The organism is Chitinophaga niabensis (assembly GCF_900129465.1).
In the GTDB taxonomy this organism is placed as follows: domain Bacteria; phylum Bacteroidota; class Bacteroidia; order Chitinophagales; family Chitinophagaceae; genus Chitinophaga; species Chitinophaga niabensis.
On record NZ_FSRA01000001.1, the window covers coordinates 3,249,792 to 3,270,843 of the forward strand.

The window sequence follows — 21,052 nt, forward strand, 5'->3', positions numbered from 1 at the left end:
TAATGTTTAGAATGTAACAATTACCAGCCTGGGTTTTGAATGAGGGCACGGTTCAGGTTCAGCTCATAAGTTGGTTTAGGCAACAATACGTGCCTTGTTCCCACATTCTGTGCGCCCTGTAATCCATTTGGATTTCCTGTAGCAGTAACGGATGCGCCATTGGCAGCAGCCCATGCCGCAAAAGTTTGCATATCCTGGTAAAAATTTCCCCAGCGGATCAGGTCTGCTTTTCTCACTGCTTCAAAGCAAAGTTCTCTCATCCTTTCATCGCGGATAGCCAGTTGAAAATCTTCCTTGCTAAGCCCGGGTGTAAGATCTGCTTCCGTACCGGTGGTGATAGAAGCTGTAGCTGTTGCCGGTACACCTGCATAAGTGAACACCGCACCTGTTACCGCAGCATTGGATGCACCGGAAGTTTGTGTGGGTGCTGTAGTGGTTGAAGTACCTGCCGTTGTAACTGTATAAAGATTACCTGCGTTTGTTATTTGTGTACCTACTGTATAGGCGGTACCTGGTACCCATGCAGTGCCGATCACTACGATCGGTGCAGAAGAATAATAAGTGCCGGGAGCCAGTGCCCCCGGTGAATTCAGATAGATACCTACTACTTTACCTCCGGTAACAACAGCTGTGCCGCTGGCACCACTTCCTCCACCGCCTGAAATGGTTACTGCCGGTGCTACGGTATAACCGGAACCCTGGTTATTTACCACAACAGACTTCACCACATTTCCATTCATAATGCCGTATCCTCTCCTTCTCACCAGGTTAATATCCGCATAAGCATTACCAGGGCCGTTCAGGTAATTTTCTGCTTCTGCACGCATCAGCAACACATCCGCATAACGGATCACAGGCCAGTTTATATTATAAGCCCCGCCCACTCCATTGGTATTACGGATAATTGCAGGGCAATATTCCCTTCTGAACTTGCCGGCACTCATCTGCCATACATTCGGCCGGGCTGTTTTTACACGCGGCGTGCCGCTATAGATATAGTTCGCACAATTCCAGTCGCGCCTTACATCCAGTGAAGATTTTAATGGTGTAGCTGTATTGGTGGGATCCACTTCGTAAGAATCAAACAATTTCTTTGTTGCCCACACCCAGGATGCAGAGCTGTAAGAAGTAGTATCAGCCGCTACAATACCAGATTGTATACCCACAAAATTACCGATATCATTTCCGCCTTTAGTTACCACACCAGGCGCCGCACCAAAAGAACCCAGTTCCCAGATATTCTCTTTTACATCATACGCGTCTTTACTCAGGTTGATGAAGATCTGCCTGTAATCAGGATTCAGCGCATGCAGGCCTGAGTTCACCACTTTGTTGGTATAAGTAAGCACATCCTGGTATTTGGATACATTATTCTGGGGATAACCTGCCCAATAGATGTATACCCTGGCCAGCATAGCCTGTACCGCAGAAATAGTCACTAATTCATTATAGCCCAGTTTAGCAGCAGTATAATCTTTCAGCAATACTTCTGCTTCTTTCATATCTTTTTCTATCTGTGCATACACATCTTTCTGCGGAGTAGCCGGTATAGTGGTTTCATTAATACCCAACGGGCGCAATACCAAAGGTACATCCCCATAATTACTCGTGAGCGTGAAGTACAGGAAGCCACGCAGGAACAATGCCTGCCCTTTGATGATATTCCTTTTGGTGGAATCCATCGTTGGTTTGTTGATATTCTCCAGCAGGGAATTCAGGTTAGCAATTCCCAGATAAGAGAACTTCCAGAGATTGCCAACATACACCTGCGATGCATCATAATTATAACGGAGGCCGCGCGTATCACCATCCGCCGTGCGGTTGGACAATACCTCGTCTGTACTGGTGGTGAAATTAAAAGGTATTACCTGTGCGTACAGTTCAGGCCGCATCAGATCTCCATATACACCAGTGAGTGCCTGCTGCAGTTGTGCTTCTGTTGCATAATAATTATCCGGTGTATAAAAATCAGTTGGTTTTGTATCAAGGAACTTTTTACAGGAAGAAAGTCCTGCAATAATGATCCATGCAAAAAGATAAATGCGTTTCATAATGGAAAGTTTTGCGTTGATCAAAAGGTTACATTTAATCCCAGTACATAAGAGAGTGAATGCGGGTATACGGCATAGTCGAAACCTGGTGTAAGGTTACCGTTCCGGCCGGATACTTCCGGATCCTTACCGGAATAGTTGGTCCAGGTATACAGGTTTTGTGCAGAAGCATAAGCCCGTATATTTTTGATCTTCGCTCTTTTCAGGAATGGAGAAGGCACATTGTAACCCAGGGACACTGTTCTTAATTTCAGATAAGAACCATCTTCCACTACCCGGGAAGAATAAGCCGCATTACCCATACCACCTGCGCGGAACAAAGTATTGCTGGGATTCTCCGGCGTCCAGCGATTAGCGTAAGTAGCAAACTGGTTGAGATTGGGATTGTTTACAATACCTCCTTCGAACACATAACGGTTGGCATTGATGATATCATTACCATAAGACCATTGGAACAGTACATTCAGGTCAAAGTTCTTGTAGGTGAAGTTATTACTGAAACCGCCTGTATGTTTGGGTAAGCCACTGCCAATGATCGTATAGTCTGAATTATTCACCTGCAGGTCTCCGTTCAGATCTTTGTATTTAATATCACCCGGGCGGATAGCTGTTCTGGCGGAGCCGTTGGTGGTGATATCCGGCTTCAGCAGGTAAGTACCATTAGGCATTACGTTGAAGTCTGCATATTGATATACCCCATCAAATATCAGCCCGTACATTTCACCCATAGGGCGGCCAATCACTGAGATGTAAGGGAACAGGCCGGAATAGGTTGTATTGAAGAAAGTGCCGGAACCGGTCAGGATAGATGTTTGCCCTTCAGTTAAAGAGATGATCTTGTTCTTATTGAAGCTGATGTTGAAGTTACTGTTCCAGGAGAACTTTTTGTTTTCAACAATGATGCCTCCAATAGTAAATTCAAGCCCTTTGTTTTCCAGTTTACCGATGTTCTTAAAACCGGTGGCACTTTCAATACCCTGCATATAAGGCAATGCTGCCTGCAGCAACAGGTCATTTGTTGTTCTCTTATATACATCTACCGTAACGTTCAGGCGATTCTTGAGAAATGCAAGGTCAAGCCCTATATTGGTCTGCTGGTTGGTTTCCCATTTCAGATCAAGGTTTTCAGGAGATACGATCACAGAACCGATTGCAGGGAAAAGACCACCGGTAGAATACCAGTATTGGTTGCTCGTCATTTGCAGCTGGCTCAGGTAAGCAAAATCTGCTACCCGGTTATTACCGGAAGCTCCATAACCGATCCTGATCTTTGCATCAGTTACAAAACGCAGTGGTTTCATGAACTCCTCACTGCTGAAACGCCATGCCGCGGAAGCGGATGGGAAATATCCCCATTTGTGACCGGTAGCAAATTTGGAAGAACCATCTGCACGGATAGATGCCGTGAACAGGTACCTGGAATCATAGTCGTAGTTGATCCTTGCCAACGCAGATGCCATCGTCCAACGTGAGCTCTGGGAAACCAGTGTGGTATTTGCCGCAGGCGCAAGGTCAATGCCATCCAACCCCAGTTCCTCATTAGGGATCTGTGTAGCGGTAAATCTTCTGTTGGAACTTTTATTACCCTGCGCTTCGAATACACCCAGCACATTCAGGTTGTGCTTATTGAACTTCTTCCGGTAGTTCAATGAGTTCTCACTTCTCCAGGTGGAGTTAGGCTGGTTCCAGATAGCACCATTCACACCATTTGCATTCCATTTACTGCCGGACTGGGTTTTGGAGTTATTGAAAATATTCGTTTCTACATTCACATTATTAATACCACCAGCTACACGGAGCAACAGGTTTTTGGTAATCGCATACTCTGCATAAGCATTGGCGATCAGCCCTGTGTTCTTAGCAATGGTGATCTGGTTCTTGATATTCTGTAATGGATTCACCCGGTAGTCCTGGTTATTGGCCAGTTCGTTGGTAGGATCATAGAACTCTTCCAGCAGGTCTACCGCACTATCCCTTCCTGCAATACTGGTGGTAGGGCGGAAACCCCATACAGAATACAAAGTAGTGGCAGATGCATAAAAGTTAGTGGCAGATACCGGGATACCATACGCTTCACTATAAGCATAGTTCACATTCATACCCACTTTCAGCTTATCGTTCACATTCTGGTCTATTGTAAACCTTCCCTGGTAACGTTTAAACCCACCGTTGATAATAATCCCTTTCTGGTTATTGAAGTTACCGGAGAGAGAATACCTTGTTTTATCATTTCCACCTCTTACAGAAATATCGTGGTTCTGGTTCTGACCGGTCTGGTAGATGTAATCCTGCATATCCAACGTCTCTTTATTCCTGTAATCTTCCAGCTTAACGCCATTCTTCAGATATACGGAATCCCTTATACCAGGATTGATGTCACCCACATACCTTACAAATTCATAGGCATTCATCATCTCCTGTTTCGCAGGGATCTGCTGCCAGCCATAGTAAGCATTGTAGGTTACCACGGGAGGGCCGGTCTTTCCTTTTTTGGTGGTGATGAGGATAACACCATTACCCCCTCTTGCACCATAAATGGCTGTGGCAGAAGCATCTTTCAATACGTCGATAGACTCAATATCCGCAGGGCTGATGGAGTTGGCGTTGGAATTTTCGGTAGGGAACCCGTCTATTACATATAAAGGACCATTGTCCTGGGAAATAGAACCCGCTCCCCGGATCACGATGTTGGCAATGGAACCCGGCTGCCCGTCATTACTGGACACCGCCACACCAGCTACCCTTCCTGCCAGTGCTTCATCAAAAGATTTAACCGGCGCCTTTTCAAAGTCACTCATGTTCACACTACCCACCGCACCTGTGAGGTCCTTCCTCCTTTGGGTGGCATAACCTACCACCACCACATCGCTGAGTGTACCTACCTTTTCTTTGAGGCGGACGTTGTAAACCGCCAGGCTGCCTACCGGTATTTCCGACTTTTCAAATCCGATGTAAGTAAATACGAGCGTGGCGCCCGGTGAAACAGATAAAGAAAATTTACCTTGTGCGTCTGTACTCACTCCTGTCTTTTCGTTCTTCACGCCAACCGAAACACCCGGTAAAGGTGCTCCGGTATTATCGCTAACCGTTCCGGTAACGGTTTTTTTCTGGGCGAATAAAAGAACAGGAAAGAGTAGCATCACAATAGAACCCGTAAGAGACCTTACAGCATAACGGGAAAGTTTTTGCGCAACTTTTGGCAATCGCATAGCAATGATTTTGGTGGAATTATTAGAATTGGCGAATCACATGATCGCAAATATGTGGTTCCGGCAAACAAACATGGGGGGAGAATCATAAAAGAATGGGGGGAATATCTTAAACGCCTTACATCATGCTGATTATCAAGCAACTAAAACTGTGCTATTTCTCAAAAAAACCATATATTTAGGTATGATGTATCGCTGGGGGGCTACATTGATACTGGCCATTTTACTATTTTCTGCTAAGACGAAGGGGCAAAATATCGCATTTAATTACCTGACCGTTGAAAATGGATTGTCACACAATTCCGTATTATCTATTACACAGGACGGCAGGGGATTCATGTGGTATGGTACCCGGTATGGTCTTAACCGGTACGACGGGCAGCGGTTCAGGATCTATAAAACGGACCATCAGGACAGTACCTCCCTGGACGACAACCTTGTACTGACCCTCTATTGTGATTCAAAAAAAACCTTATGGGTAGGTACCTCCCAGGGGCTTAACAAATACGATCCGGTCAAAGATCAGTTTGAAAGGATCCCCATCACGCCCAAATCCCTCAGTATCTACGCCATCTTCGAAGATAAAAAAGGAAGGCTCTGGATTGGTTCCCCCTCCGGCCTGTTCCTTAAAACAGCGAATGGCTTCCGGCATTTTGTAACGGATGGCTCAGGCAACAGTATTGCCGGCACACATGTGCGCTGCATTTATGAAGATCAGAAAGGACACCTCTGGATCGGCACTACAAATGGCCTGACCCGGCTGATCATTTCAGGAGATGATTTTCAGTTTGAAACATTCCGCCATGAAGAAGGTAATCCCAATAGCCTCCCGGTAAATTATGTTGCCACCATTACGGCGGACAGCCAGCAACGTTTATGGATCGGTATGCTGAACGGAGGGGTCTGTATCTATGAACCTGCTACCCGTACTTTCACCCATGTAGATAATATTATTAATAATAGTGTAAGAAGGATCATAAGGGACAAAGCGGGCAAACTCTGGGTGGGCACGCAGGAAGGACTAACGATCATTGACCCCGTCAATAAAACAAATATCTCTTACCAGCATGATCCCGGCGGCAAAAAAAGCCTCAGCCAGAACTCGATCCACAGTCTTTTTGAAGATGTGAACGGCTCTGTATGGATTGGTACCTACTTCGGCGGGATCAACATGATCCATTCTTATAATACCTCCTTTTCCACTTCACAAAGCAACGCCTCCCATTCCGGGATCAGCAACAATGTGATCAGCAGCATCCTGGAAGACGGGCAGCATAACTTATGGATCGGTACTGAAGGTGGCGGACTTAATTACCTGAACAGGAAAACCGGCGCTTATACTTATTATAAACACAATCCAAATGACCCTTCCAGCCTTGGTTCCAACCTGGTAAAAGTAGTATATATCGATAAAGACGGGAATACCTGGATAGGTACACACGGCGGCGGCCTCAACCTGTTGGGCGATAACGGTAAGTTTTCACAATACTTCTACGATAAACAAAACCCTTTTACCCTTACCCTGGAAACCACCGCTATCCTGGAAACCACGGATGGCAGGTTCTGGGTAGGCACTAATACAGGATTACACCTGTTCAAACGGAATGGCAGGCAACTCACGGAGATCACGGATACGGCGTTGTTAGGAGAGATGTCCAGGTCTTCTGTCCGTTACCTGTACGAAGATTCCCGGGGCCGCTTATGGATAGGTTCCACTTTTTACCAGTTTGTGGTAAAAGGCAATACACGGCAGATAGTGAACACAGATTGTTATAACAATTCCATCTTTGAAGACTCAAAGGGAAACATCTGGACCAGCCTTTATTACGGCGGCCTGGTAAAGTACGACCAGGAGATGAAGATCACCGCAAGGTATATGGACAAAGATGGGCTCTCCAGTAATAATATCATGGGCATGCTGGAAGATGATAAACAAAACCTTTGGATCAGCACGGATAACGGCCTGATCAAATTCGACCCGGAGAAAAAAACCTTTCAGACCTATACCACCAGCGATGGTATTGCAGGCAACGAATTCAATTATAACTCCTTCCTGGAAGACAGTAAAGGAGAATTCTTCTTTGGCGGGTACAATGGTATCACCAGTTTTTTCCCCGGTAAAATTGAAGCCAATACTTACTCTGCCCCGATGGTGTTCACCGGGCTTAAACTATTTAATCAACCGGTAGGGATCAGCAAAGCAGATCATCTGTTAAAACAGGATATAGGATTCACGAAAGAATTGAAGTTCCATTACAACCAGGAAGTATTCACCATTGAATTTGCATTGTTGAATTATATCAAGAGTAATAAGAACAGGTATGCATATAAACTGGAAGGGATAGACAGAGATTGGATTGAAACGAATGTGACCGCCGTGACCTACACCAATCTGCCTTCCGGCAATTATACCTTTCTGGTAAAAGGCGCTAATAACGATGGGATCTGGAGTGAACCTGCCCGCTTAGGCATCAGGATAATGCCTCCTTTCTGGCGTACCTGGTGGGCTTATTGTATCTATGCATTACTGGCCGCATCCATCTTCTTCCTGGTGACCCGCTTCTTCTTTATGCGTGCTTTATTAACGAAAGAAGAAGAACTTCACCAGGTGAAACTAAACTTCTTCACCAATATCTCTCATGAGATCCGTACGCATCTCACGTTATTAATGGCACCGGTAGAGAAGATGATCGAAACCTTTAAAAAGGACGATCCCGTTCAGCAACAGTTATTTTCTGTGAAGAATAATGCCAACCGCCTGTTGAAACTGGTGAGCGAACTGATGGATTTCCGTAAAGCAGAAACGAACCATTTAAAGTTATATGTAGAAAAGCAGGACCTTATTCCCTTCCTCCAGGAGATCTATACCAGCTTCCGTGAACTATCACTCAGCCGGAACATTAAAACCTCCTTCGTACATAATACGGAGCACCTCTTTATTTATTTCGACAGGGAGCAACTGGAGAAAGTGTTCTTCAACCTGCTGAGCAATGCATTCAAATTCACGCCGGACGGTGGCAATATCTGCCTGAGTGTGGAACAGCAGAAAGATACCGTGTCCGTCAGTGTAATAGATAATGGCAGAGGCATTGCGCCGGAGTACCTGGACAAGCTGTTCTCTAATTTCTTCCAGGTGGCAGATCACGGCGTGCAAAATACCGGGTACGGGATTGGCCTTGCGCTGTCCCGGAATATTGTGGAACTCCATAAAGGCAACTTAACTGTAGAAAGCGAACCCGCTAACAGGACCTGTTTTACCGTTACCCTGATCCAGGGTAACAAACATTTTGAGGGTACCCGGCATGTGCTGGGTAATAAACCAGCAGAAGAAATACCCGAAACTATTACTGACATTCCGGGCAACATTCCGGAAGTGCTGGGTAATAAACCAGCAGATCACCCATTCACCCTCCTGGTCGTAGAAGATAATCCCGAGCTTCGGAAACTCATCCGGGAAACCTTTGAGCAAAACTACCAGGTGCTGGAAAGCGAAAATGGCGCCCTGGGTTTGGCCATGGCCACAGAGCAGATCCCAGACCTGGTGATCAGCGATGTGATGATGCCGGAAATGGATGGCCTGGAATTCTGCTCCCGCCTGAAAACAGACGAACGCACCAGCCACATCCCTGTGGTAATGCTCACCGCCAAAAGTTCCCAGGCAGATCATGTAAGTGGATTGGAGAACGGCGCAGACCTGTACCTCAGTAAACCATTCAGTACCCGGGTACTGGAACTGAACGTACGCAACCTCCTGGCGCTCAGGGAAAAGATGCGGGAAAAGTTCAGCAGGCAAATATTAACGGAAACACCGGAAACACTTAGCAACACGGTAGACGATGCCTTCCTTCAGAAGGTGATCCAGCTGGTGGAAGAACATATGGATGAACCGGAATTCGGGGTGGAGATGTTATCCCGCAAGGTGGCTATGAGCCAGCCCGTGCTTTATAAGAAGTTAAAGGCCCTCACCAATATGTCCGTAAACGACTTCGTAAAATCCCTCCGGCTGAAAAAAGCTGCCGCCCTGATCCTCAAAAAACAGCATACAGTATATGAGGTAGCTTACATGGTGGGCTATGCAGACCGTAAATATTTCAGCAGGGAATTCAAAAAGCAGTTTGGCAAAACACCCACAGAATTCGCCGGAGAGCGGGAAACAGAGTAAAATTCCCCCTATTTATTTAGATTACTCCCCCTACCGCTCCCTTCCGGAAAGTTATATTTGTTTGTATCCACCAAAATCCACGATTTATGAAGAAAACACTACTTGTACTATTGTTGCTTTCCTGCTGGAATACCCTCCGGGCACAAACTGAATACACTATAATTATGGACCGCGTAAGGGCAGATGTGCTCTCTACCGCATCCAACGTTACCACTCTGGACAATGGCGTTACCAGTACCCTGGCCACACTCCAGCCCAATGGTTCCTGGCCGGACATCAGTTACGCTTACAGTTCAACAACTTACACGGCAGACCAGCATCTCATCCGGGTTAAGAACTTTGCGATCGCCTACTCCAAATCCAACAGCAGTTATTACCACGACACTACGCTCTTTAATGCCATTACCAGCAGCCTTACCTACTGGGACACTTCAGATCCCCAGAGCTGGAACTGGTACCATAACCAGATCTCTAACCCACAGATGCTGGGCGAGGTCCTGATCATGCTGGAAGTTTCCCCGCAACCTTTAAACGCTACTTTACGCAGCAACCTTATTTCCCAGATGAACAGGGGCGTTCCGGCTAACCAGACTGGCGCCAATAAACTGGATGTGGCCACCCACTTTATCTACCGGGGTTGCTTAACCGCCAATGCCAGTGTAATGAACACCGGCGTAACAGAAGCTTTCTACCCTATCCTGCTCACCACAGCGGAAGGCATCCAGCCCGACCTCTCTTATCAGCAGCACGGGCCGCAATTGTATGTATACGGATATGGAAGTGTATTTGTAGCAGGCGAAGTAAAGGTAGCCCATTACCTCAGGGGCACTTCCTATGCTTTATCCAGCGCTAAACTTGCCATCCTGAGTAATTTTGTGCGCAATAGCTTCCTGAAAGTAATGCGCGGAAAATATATCGACTTTAGCGTGAACGGGCGAAGCATCAGCCGCAATAACAATCTATCACAAGGTGGTACAGGCACTTTGAATAAACTGAAGGTCATGGATTCCACACACCTGGCGGAATACGATCAGGCCATTGCCAGGATTGCCGGCACACAGCCACCTTCCTATATGGTTACACCATCCCATACCCAATTCTGGCATTCTGATTACACCATTCACCACCGCCCCGGATATTTCTTTGGATTACGGAATGTATCTACCCGCACCGCCAAATCTGAAAATGGCAATGGCGAGAACCTGAAAGGGTATTACCTCTCAGAAGGTGCTACCAATATCACGGTGAGTGGCACAGAGTATCATAATATCTTCCCTGTATGGGACTGGGCAAGGATCCCTGGCACCACTGTTCCTGTGATCACTACCTTCCCCCTGCGTACTGCATGGGGTGTTAATTTCGGCACTGCTGCTTTTTCCGGGGGCGTATCTGATTCTTTATATGGTGCTACAGCCCTTGCATTCAATGATTACAGCACGCAGGCACGCAAAGCCTGGTTCTTTTTTGATAACGAAGTGGTTTGCCTCGGTGCCAATATCAATTCAACTGCGGCACAGGCCATTAACACCACTGTTGACCAGTCTTTGCTGAACGGCGCCGTAACGGTTTCTTCCAATGGGTCAGTAAGCACACTGGCCGCAGGCAGTTATAGTTACAATAACAATCTCAAATGGGTATCCCATAACGGTATCGGTTATTACTTCCCTGCCGGCGGTAATATGCAATTGAGTTCCCAGGCACAAACGGGTACCTGGAAAAGCATTAACGACGGCGGCAGCACCAGTTCCGTATCCATGAATGTTTTCAAACTCTGGTTCGATCATGGGGTAAGCCCTGTGAATGGCAGCTATGCTTATTATGTACTGCCCGGGCAGAATATGGCAACATATGATACAACCGCGGTACGTATTCAGCAAAACACTGCGGATGTGCAGGCAGTAAGGCATGTGGGATTGAATGTATGGCAGCTGATCTTTTATAAAGCAGGTACATTCAGCAAGGATTCTGTAACCATCACAGTAGACAGGGCCTGTGCCATAATGTTGAAAAATGTAGGCAGCGCCAACGTAGCATTATCTATTGCAGACCCCGCCCAGTCTTCTGATCCGGTGAATGTATACATCACTACTCCGGGCATTCCAAATGCCCGCCACCTGGTATGCAACCTGCCTTCCGGTAATAATGCAGGCGCTTCTGCCTTATACAATGTAAGTGCCTCCACCCCGGTATATGCTCCTTCCGTAATACCAGCCATTGCAGATGCTTATGTGCGTAACGGCACATCGTATGCCGGTGTTAATTACGGAACGGCTACTTCACTGGTACTCAAAAAAGATGCGGTAGGCTACAACAGGGAAACGTTCTTTAAATTCAACGTAGCTAATATCCCCGTAACTACAGACCGTGTAAAGCTGCGCCTCTATGTGAACTATGCCAACACTACCGCTAATACCGTACCCTGGATAGCACAATACGTGAGCAACGACAGCTGGACGGAAACGGGTATTAACTTTAACAATATGCCCATTGCCACCAGCAATGTAGATACCGTAACCGGCAAACTGGCGGGTAATTATGTGGAATGGGATGTATCTGCCATAGCATTGGCGCAGCAAAGCGCAGACGGTGTATTATCCCTTAAAGTTGTGTCCAATGGAACAGGTAGCACAACAGACGCCTCTTTCAGCTCCCGCGAAACAGGAGACACTTCCCTCCGCCCTGTATTGCTCTGCTCTACAGAAGCGAGCCTCTTATCCAAAATGCCGCTTGCTGAAAGTGATAACTCCGGCATTAAAATCTACCCCAACCCGGCAGCAGCTTTTATCCGCATAGAATCTGCCGCCACTTACCGGGTAGCGGAATTAAGAAGCGCATCCGGCCAGTTATTACGGCAGGAAGATGTTTCCGGCAGGCAACAATTTGATTTCAGCCTCAAGGGGATTAAACCAGGTATGTACCTCCTGCATTTACTGGGCCCCAATGGCGTACAGGTGAAAAAGATTGTTAAGATCTGAGTGGCAACCTATTAACTGTTGTTTCCGTATATAACTAAAATCGATCTTTATGCGAAAACTCACCCTGGTATTGCTACTCTTTGTATCCTGCAGCAGAGACAATAATTCTCCTGTTGTAGACCCGAACGCTCCAACAAGCGGAACCTGGCGGGTAAGCCTCTTTTCAGAACGCGGTAATAATGAAACATCAGACTTTAATGGCTATACTTTTACTTTTGGTAATACAGGTACAGCCACCGCTTCAAAAAGCGGCACTACCAAAAACGGTACGTGGAACATCAGCTCAAATAAGTTCAACCTGGACCTTGGCGTGAAATCCGATGCCAATAAACCATTGGGCGAATTAACAGACGACTGGAAGATCATTTCCGTGAATACAAATGAAATTAAATTAACAGATGATAATGCCAGCAGTGCGGAGTTTTTAACCTTTACCAAGAACTAAAGTTTAGTGCTTGTAAACTCTTCACATAGGGTACCCGTTCGTTCAAAGTATAAGCAAGGTATACCTGGGGGTATACCTTGTTTTTTTAGTATTAGTAACCATTCATCCATTGCCTGAAATCACCTGCTTTGGCTTTGCTCACCAGTACCTTTTCTCCCGTTGCCGGGTTTATCTTAAGATATAACCTCCCGTTGAAATAATAAGATACTTCCCGGATGGCCGGCCGGCTAACAAGGTATTGCCGGTTGGCACGGTAAAACTGCCCGGGGTCTAAAACAGCTGATAGTTCCTCAAGGCTTTTTTCTTCCATGATCAATATGCTTTTATCCAGCCGCATTCCTTTCACCACTCCCCCATTCAATTCAAACCAGGCAAATTCATTTACATTCACAGGGATCAGTTTATCCTTGCAGGGCACCAGGAAATTACGTTTGTAGTTAGGTGGCGCCACAAGTAGTTTACTTACCTGCTCCAATGTATGCCGGTTCTCCAGCCGGAAGTATTTATCCAATGCCTGCTGCAGTTTTTCCTTGCGGATGGGTTTCAGCAAATAATCGATACTGTTGAGCTCAAATGCCCGGATAGCATATTGGTCATATGCCGTAGTGAAAATAACCGGTATATCTACTTTGATGTCCCTGAAGATCTCAAAGGAAAGGCCGTCGGACAGGTTAATATCCAGGAACATCAGATCGATGCGGGGTTTTGTGGCAAGGAGGTCCACCGCCTCTTCCACATTGTCTATTACGCCTGCAAATTCAGGAGATCCAACAAGGTCGCGGATCAGGCTTTCCAACTGCTGTGCTGCATTATCTTCATCCTCAATAATGAGTATCCTCATGATCTACTGTATTAACGGTACCGTTACGATAAACTTGTTATCCAAACGTTGAATAATAATATCACGGTTAGACAGGTATTGGGACCGCTGGTTTAAATTAGAAAGCCCCAGGCCTGTAGAACGTTCCCGCACCTTCTTTTCATGCAGGTCATTTGAAACAACCAGCGCTCCGTTATCCCTGGTGAAGATCCTGATGTGTAAAGGATGCCGGGCAGAAATAATATTATGCTTCACGGCATTTTCCACTAATATCTGCATAGCCATCGGGGGAAGTTTATAGGAAAGCATGGCATTATCTATGTCCATATCCATCATGATCTTACCACCATGCCTGCCGTTAAGCATTGCCGTATAAGCAGCCAGCATACCCAGTTCTTCTTCCAGCGTTACAGTTTCCCTGCTTTCCAATGCATAACGGAATACATCAGACATATTATTCACAAAATTCACCGCCGCTTCTTTATCCCGCAGGATCAGGGAATTAATGGTATTGAATGAATTGAACAGGAAATGAGGGTTCACCTGGTTCTTCAATACTTCATACCTGGTTTCCGCATTTGTTTTCTTTATTTGCTGATTGTGGAACACCAACCGGTAAATATAGGATATCAGTATGATCAGCAGGAATTCCAATACAAAGGTGATATTGAAAAGGAACCTGAATAACCGCTCCATCAGTGCCGGTTCAAACAGGTAGAGATGCAGACGCATCAATAAATAGTCCACAATAAAGAACAGTCCGCCATTAAGTAGCAGCAATGTAAAGAAACGGTTAGTATCAATAGTAAAAGATCCCAGCGTTATTGCTCTTCTATCCAGGTTGATCGTAAAGAAAAGAACGGCAAACAGGAAAGAATAAACAGTACGCGCAATCAACTCCGGCAGCTCATATTGCGGAAACCGCAGCAATGGCAGCCTTGGTATGGAAAAGAGGATGGTGATGGCCAGCGAACTGAGCAGGATGAGCTGTATCTTATACTTAAACCTCATAATGAAAAACGTTGAAAGAAATCCCATATCAGGTCGTTGGCATTAATCACCGTAGACGGCTCATCTGCTTTATCCCTGCTTTTTCTGCCACCAGGCCAGGCATGCCCCCCATCTTTTGTAAGATAACATTGCATCAGGGCACCATTTCCGCAAGCCGGCCACTCTGTTAATCTATACTGCGCATCATCTCTGATCACTTGCGGCGCCGCGGTGCAATTGTTCTTAGAAGCCCATACATTTAATACAGAATCCACCGGCGGATAATAATAATCTGCTAATCCCACTCCCCCATAATAAGGTACTTTAGTATCCAGCGCGGAATGCAGATGAATAACCGGCACCGCACGGGAGGGATTGCAAGCCTGTGTTTGCACCATAGTGGAACTCACTGCCGCTATAGCCGCTATCTTATCCGGCAACTCACATGCCAGCCTGTAAGCCATCATCCCGCCGTTGGACATGCCCGCTGCATATACCCTTTTAGGATCTGCCTTATAATCTCTTACCAGTTTATCGATCAGCTCACTGATGAATTTCACATCATTGATGTTATGCTCACTGGCGTAATTACAACAGTACCCGGCATTCCAGAACCTCAGCCCCAGCAATCCCTCGCTTCGCACGCCATCCGGATATACCGCAATGAACTTTGCATTATTGGCTTTTTGCGTGAACCGGTAATCCAGCTCAAACTGGCTACCACTGCCTGCAGCACCATGTAAACCAATCACCAGCGGAAACTTACCAGGCGCTTCGTAATAACCCGGAGGAAGGTTCAGCAGAAAATACCTCGTTCTGCCATCCACGGTGATGGCGCCTGAAAACCGGTACTCCCTGCCATCCGTTTGTTTTTCGCAGTTCGTAAATAACATCATGACAAGAAGAACAGGCAGCTGCATGAATAAGTTTTTCATTTGATCGCTATTAAGGATGATAGTTTAATGCTGGCGGCGTTTATTCTTCACGGCTTCCTTCATTTCCTTCTGCTGGGCCGTATAGGTCTTATACTGTTCCTTATCCAGTATGGCTTTCATCTGTTTGTCCTTCGTAGCCGTCATGTCTTTGAACTTCCGCAGCTTGGAAAGTTTAGAGCCGCCTTCTTTCCGCAACCCTTCCAGGCTCAGGAGATACACGGAATCTACCGCTTTCACCTTCAGTTCCTGTTCTTCAGTAAGGTTCAGTTTCGCGCGATTGGCCTGGTATTTTTCCAGCGCCTCCTGCTTTTGTGCCAGCAGGTTTGTGCAGGTTGTGCATAACAGCACCGTGGTAAAAATGATGATCTTTTTCATGCTGTAAAGAAATCCCATCCGGCACCGGCGGACAAGGGCAAAGTAGTGGAAGCTGACTTTTAGAAGGTTAAGGCTGAAATAAAAACAGCCAAACCGGATGGTTTGGCTGTTCATTTTTGAGGAGGATGCAGTTACAGGAGGTTCAGCTTCACACCCAATTGTGCAGTAGCACCTGTGTACAAAGAGGAATACGTATACTGCGGCTGCCACATATACCTGCGTTGCGATTGGTTCAGCAGGTTATTAGCGTTGGCATAGATCACTATTTTCTTAAAAACGAAGAAGTTCATATTCGCATCCAGGTAATATACCTTGTCATAATAAACATCGCCTTTATGGTCCGGCAGGCTGCCTGTAATGGTACTGAAAGCAGAAGTATTATTGAAAGACGCCCTGATACTGAACCGGCTTACTTCATAAGCGATGGACAGGTTAAGGATATCTTTTGCAGTACCCGGCAATTCAGGTTCGCCCTTCTTTGTAAAGATCCAGTTATGCGTGTAGTTAGCATATACGCTCAGGTGGTTGAGTGGTTTGGGAAGAAAGGAAAGATTACGCTGGAAAGCAATCTCCACGCCTACCAGGTTAGCTGTTCCTGCATTGGAAGGTTTGGTCCTTTGCAGCAATTCATTGTTAGCCTTTAAAGGATCGTAATACTTTTTGTAATCAGCGAGTACAGCAGGTGTAACGCCTTCTTTCGCGGCTAACTCTTCTGGTGTGAGCACAAAAGCATCTACCTTTGAAAAAGGCACGGCGTCCTTCCTGATCACGGTATAGCTACTAATGTTCTTCAGGTAAACCCCTCCTGAGATCAGGCCCGTGCCTCCGGTATAGTATTCACCCAGCAGGTCCAGGTTATTGGATAAGGTAGGAGCCAGCTGAGGGTTGCCCTCGGAAACAGTTTTGTCTTTGATACTCACGTTCATTTTAGGCGCAATATCTCCGTAAGCCGGGCGGGAGATGGTACGGGTATAAGCAAAACGGTAAACAGATTGTTTGGTGGGGGTGTACTTAATATGAAAGGCCGGCATCAGGTCCAGTGAATTGGTATTGGAAACGATCTTTTCATTATCGATCGCATCGAGTTTTTTATTGTAGTTATAACCTTCATACTTTAATGTGCTGTATTCAAAACGCAGCCCACCTATCAGCGACAGCTTGCTGCCCAGCTGCTGTGTGCTCATCAGGTAACCGGCAGAGATCCCTTCCGCTCCGTTGTAGTTACCCGCCAGGGCATCCACTTTGGTAGCATCCTTGATGAAGTGCGCAGTATTTCCTGTATAACTTACATCCTGGTGAGATACCCATTCCGTTGTTACGGTGCTGCCCACTTCATAACGGGAGTTAGGGAAAAGAGAACGGCTTACATTCTTCATGCTGTTGCCATAACCTGTCCAGAAATACCTCCAGTCGCGGTAATCTTCTATGCTCACTTTTTCTCCGTTTGCAATCCGCTGATCATACTCTGCTTTCCTCGTAGGATCAATACCCGGTTTCCATACTACCTGGTTCAGGATGGTATTCTCTTTGGTCATGCCGCGGTATTTACCACCAAACTTCAGGGTATTGCCAAACTTACCTTCCCATAATGGAACAGTTATATCCAGCTGCGCTAAATATTGTTGGGTATAGGAACGTTTATCGGAACCATTGTAGCTGTCTGCATACCAGGTATCCACCGTATCGCTGTTATTGGTGGCTCTGCCTTTCAGGCTTTCCAATACGTTATCGATGCCGGTACCTCCGGCAGCTTTTATAAAACGGGGATTGGTATAATCCATCTGCACCGTTTTCTCCATTTCGCTTTCCAGTTCAAGGTTACGGGCATCCGGGTTATCCCCCCTGTTCTTCATGTAAGAACCTTTCCATTCCACTTTTACCTTGCCAAAAATATGCTGTCCTTCCAGGCCCAGGTTAATGATCTTCTGTGCAATCACCGCACCATTCTTACTGTTTACACCGCCATTCACATGCCTCTCCAGTTCAGGATCATACTGCGGATGAAAAGGATCGTTGGTCCTGTCTACATAATATTCCTTCGTGTTATCGTCTATCATATCTTTATTGGAATCCTTCACCTTATTTCCTTTCACCGTACCCCTTTCATAACCGGGTGCACGTTTCCAGTTAGTAGGATAATCTGCGCCGATATCATCTACTTTTAAGGTGTAACGCTGGCGCCAGTCTTTATAATTATTGAAGATGCCTGTGAGCGCTATGCTGTGTTTCTCATTGAACTTATAATCCAGTCCGATAGTATAGCTTTGGCGGATCCGTTCCAGCAGGATCTGTTCCATGCTGAGGTATTTGGGCATGAAGTACGTTTTGTCATCTACCCATTTTGTATCACTCCAGTCGCTTCCATGCATATTGGAACCCAGGGATTGCTGATAGTAAGAGCCGGACAGCATCACGCCGAATTGTTTCTTTTTACCATAGCGGTTACCGAACACCAGGTTCGCATTCGCCATCGGCTTTTTGATCATGAAAGAATAACCCGTGCCGCCGGTGATGGATAACATCTTTGTATAAGGCGCTTTACGGGTGATCAGGTTGATCACACCACCAATAGCATCACCATCCATATCCGGTGTAATAGCTTTGGTTACTTCCACCGCCTGTACCATATCTGAAGGCACTGCGTTAATACCTACGGAACGGTCATTTCCCGTGCCGGACATATTTGTACCATTGATATTGATCGTGCTCTTGGAAGGATCTGTACCCCTTACACTTACCAGGGAAGCTTCTCCCTGGTCTAATTGCACATAAATACCGGGCACACGCTTTAATGCATCGCCGATATTAGGATCGGGGAAACGGCCGATCTGATCTGCAGAGATCACATTCACGATCCTGTTGGAATTCTTTTGCTGGTTCAATGCTTTTAATGCAGAAACAGAAGAACCGCTTACTACAACTGTTTGCAGGTCTTTACTACCGCCGGCAGCAAGCACTGCATCCAGCTGTACAGCTGCGCCGTTTGTGATCGTTACTGTTTTTTCAAAGGTTTTGAAACCAATGTAGGAAATGGTCACTACATGTGTTCCGTCAGGAATGTTGAGGAGTTTAAATGTACCGGTAACATCAGATACTGTATTACGGGAAAGTGCTTTAATAACAACAGACGCACCGGGGAGACTAAGGTTGTCCTGATCTATCACACGGCCGGAAATAAGCCCTTGTGAAAACAGGTGTAATGGAATAAACAAAAACATCAACAGTGTTGAAGTGTAGATCTTTTTCATGCAGTAATTTTTATAGGGATTTGACCTGCATAAAATTACCTGTGCTGTTTAACCAAATTATTACTGCGGTGTTAACAGATCATCAAATAAAAATCCCGGCACACTAAAAGTGCGCCGGGATTCAAATGGATATAAAAATTCACTTCGTTACGTTCACAATGAGAAGGGCTTTCATATGAAATAACCTTTAGGATTTATTTAGAAACGTTCACGATAAAAACATCCTTCACACAAGTGTAGTTATCCTGTACTTCATATACTGTTTTACCGGCAGATGGCTTCACTGTGATGCTTCTTTCTGTACGCTTGCCTTTATTCCATTTATAGCTTCCTGCAAAGGATGCAGTAAGCGTAGCGCTTTGTCCTTTCTTCAGGTTGATGGTAGTTGTTTTATTCACATCTTTCATCATCACAAAGTGGTCCCTGATCTCACCATCTGCTGCAATAAATTTCAGTTCCAGTTTATTACCATCCACTTCCAGCATAGAAGCACCGCCCTTTTCATTATAGGAATAATAAAACGCATCATGCGGATAAGTGGCCTGCCTGCCACCCTGCGCACCTGCTGACCCGGTTACTACATATACGGTACCGGCATTGGTTACCGGATCTTTGATATAAGGGCAGGAATTATCAGATCCGTCGTACAGGGCAGAAGAGCCACTCAGGTTATGCGTGGCGGAATCAAAGGTTGCTTCCATACCATAATGCCCATGCATCAAACGGGAGCGCTCATACACGTGACTATGACCACAAAGGATCAGGTCTACACCATAACGTTCCAGGATACGGATAAAGTTCTCACGGATCTTCACCAGCTCTCCTTCTTTATCGGAGTTGTGTGATCCCATAGTATAGGGAGGATGATGCCAGTAAGCAACCACCCATCCCCTGCGGGTATTCTTAAGTGCTTCCAGGTCTTTTTTGATCCATTGCACCTGCGCTCCTGATGTATCATACATCCGGGTGGAGGCCTCATCTTCCTTACCATAAGAATCGAGGGACAGGAAATGGATGTTACCGATATCGTAAGAATAGAAAGCCTGCGTTTTAGAAGGAACTCCACCAGCTTCGCCATTAGTGGGCATGGAGAAGTTCTGATAATAAGCAATGTCCTTTGTACCCTGGGAAGTAGCCCTGAAGCGGTACAGGTCGCTGTAATCATGGTTTCCCGGCGCAGGGAACAAAGGGTATTTCTTCAGGAGGTTATCTTTATAAATATTGAAGAACTTCTCCTGGAATTCAGGGTCCGTACCGCTGGAGTAAGCGTTATCGCCCAGCAATATCCAGGCATCCATTGGTTTATCTTTAAGATAACTGATCACCTGGTCCCTTACGTTGCGCTGATTGGGAGAGTTATTGCCACAATCGCCGAACACGCCGATGCGAAGTGGAATTTCCTGACCGGGTACCGGCATCGTAACAAAGTAGTTATCAGCATCCATCTGCAAAGTATCCCCATTGCCCCCACCGATGGAATAGTAATACTTTGTGCGGGGTGTAAGACCTGTTACCTGTACTTTATGTTCAAAGGTGAGCGTGGAATCCTCCGCTGCCATATCCAGCTGCCCTTCCGTAGTACCATAAGCCACCACACTTCTCGTCAACGCGTTTGTTCTCCAACGGATAATAATACTATGGTCTGTAGCTACCTGTAAATAAGGACCTCTCATCAGGCCCGCCAGTACATTGGGCTTACGTTCCTCCTTTGACGGCTTGGGCTTAGGAATTTCCTGCGCATATACCTGCACGAAAAAAAACACACCTGACAGTGCGAGTAAAAATCTGATGCTCATGTTTATAGATTTGATACCTGTAATTTGCGCTGCCAAGTTAGTCGCT

At 46.0% G+C, this 21,052-nt stretch carries 11 protein-coding genes; 3 read left to right on the top strand and 8 right to left on the bottom strand.

Annotated elements, in window-relative coordinates:
• Positions 1–20 precede the first annotated feature (20 nt).
• Together BUR42_RS12865 and BUR42_RS12870 are read right to left on the bottom strand one after the other, a co-directional pair.
• Complete coding sequence (locus tag BUR42_RS12865; protein ID WP_074239619.1) at positions 21–2,051, bottom strand: RagB/SusD family nutrient uptake outer membrane protein; 2,031 nt, start codon at positions 2,049–2,051, stop codon at positions 21–23.
• A gap of 20 nt (positions 2,052–2,071) precedes the next feature.
• Entirely contained in the window at positions 2,072–5,260 is a 3,189-nt protein-coding gene (locus BUR42_RS12870) for a SusC/RagA family TonB-linked outer membrane protein (RefSeq protein WP_200798256.1), read from the bottom strand.
• 184 nt (positions 5,261–5,444) lie between these two features.
• Here BUR42_RS12870 and BUR42_RS12875 point away from each other — a divergent pair, with 184 nt between their 5' ends.
• The 3 genes from BUR42_RS12875 (at position 5,445) to BUR42_RS12885 (ending at position 12,842) form a co-directional block, all read left to right on the top strand.
• A complete protein-coding gene (locus tag BUR42_RS12875) occupies positions 5,445–9,422 on the top strand; it encodes a hybrid sensor histidine kinase/response regulator transcription factor (RefSeq protein WP_074239621.1) in 3,978 nt (1,325 codons plus the stop codon).
• Between the two features lie 86 nt (positions 9,423–9,508).
• Entirely contained in the window at positions 9,509–12,397 is a 2,889-nt protein-coding gene (locus BUR42_RS12880; RefSeq protein ID WP_074239622.1) for a polysaccharide lyase family 8 super-sandwich domain-containing protein, read from the top strand.
• A gap of 49 nt (positions 12,398–12,446) precedes the next feature.
• Positions 12,447–12,842: a hypothetical protein gene (locus BUR42_RS12885; protein WP_074239623.1), complete on the top strand. Its 396-nt coding sequence runs from the start codon at positions 12,447–12,449 to the stop codon at positions 12,840–12,842.
• A 91-nt stretch (positions 12,843–12,933) separates the two neighbouring features.
• Here the strand turns inward: BUR42_RS12885 and BUR42_RS12890 are convergent, their stop codons facing one another.
• From BUR42_RS12890 to BUR42_RS12915, 6 genes are all read right to left on the bottom strand, one after another.
• A complete protein-coding gene (locus tag BUR42_RS12890; RefSeq protein ID WP_074239624.1) occupies positions 12,934–13,683 on the bottom strand; it encodes a LytR/AlgR family response regulator transcription factor in 750 nt (249 codons plus the stop codon).
• 3 nt (positions 13,684–13,686) lie between these two features.
• Positions 13,687–14,673 carry a sensor histidine kinase gene (locus BUR42_RS12895; protein ID WP_074239625.1) on the bottom strand — a complete coding sequence of 329 codons (987 nt, stop codon included), beginning with the start codon at positions 14,671–14,673 and terminating at the stop codon, positions 13,687–13,689.
• A complete protein-coding gene (locus BUR42_RS12900) occupies positions 14,670–15,587 on the bottom strand; it encodes an extracellular catalytic domain type 1 short-chain-length polyhydroxyalkanoate depolymerase (protein WP_074239626.1) in 918 nt (305 codons plus the stop codon). Before BUR42_RS12900 ends, BUR42_RS12895 begins: the two co-directional genes overlap by 4 nt.
• 24 nt (positions 15,588–15,611) lie before the next feature.
• On the bottom strand, positions 15,612–15,962 hold the full coding sequence (locus BUR42_RS12905) for a hypothetical protein (protein WP_143197435.1): 351 nt from the start codon (positions 15,960–15,962) through the stop codon (positions 15,612–15,614).
• A 131-nt stretch (positions 15,963–16,093) separates the two neighbouring features.
• Complete coding sequence (locus BUR42_RS12910) at positions 16,094–19,210, bottom strand: TonB-dependent receptor (RefSeq protein WP_074239628.1); 3,117 nt, start codon at positions 19,208–19,210, stop codon at positions 16,094–16,096.
• Between the two features lie 194 nt (positions 19,211–19,404).
• Positions 19,405–21,006, bottom strand: coding sequence for a purple acid phosphatase family protein (locus tag BUR42_RS12915; protein WP_084185652.1), 1,602 nt, complete (start codon positions 21,004–21,006; stop codon positions 19,405–19,407).
• Positions 21,007–21,052: the final 46 nt, after the last annotated feature.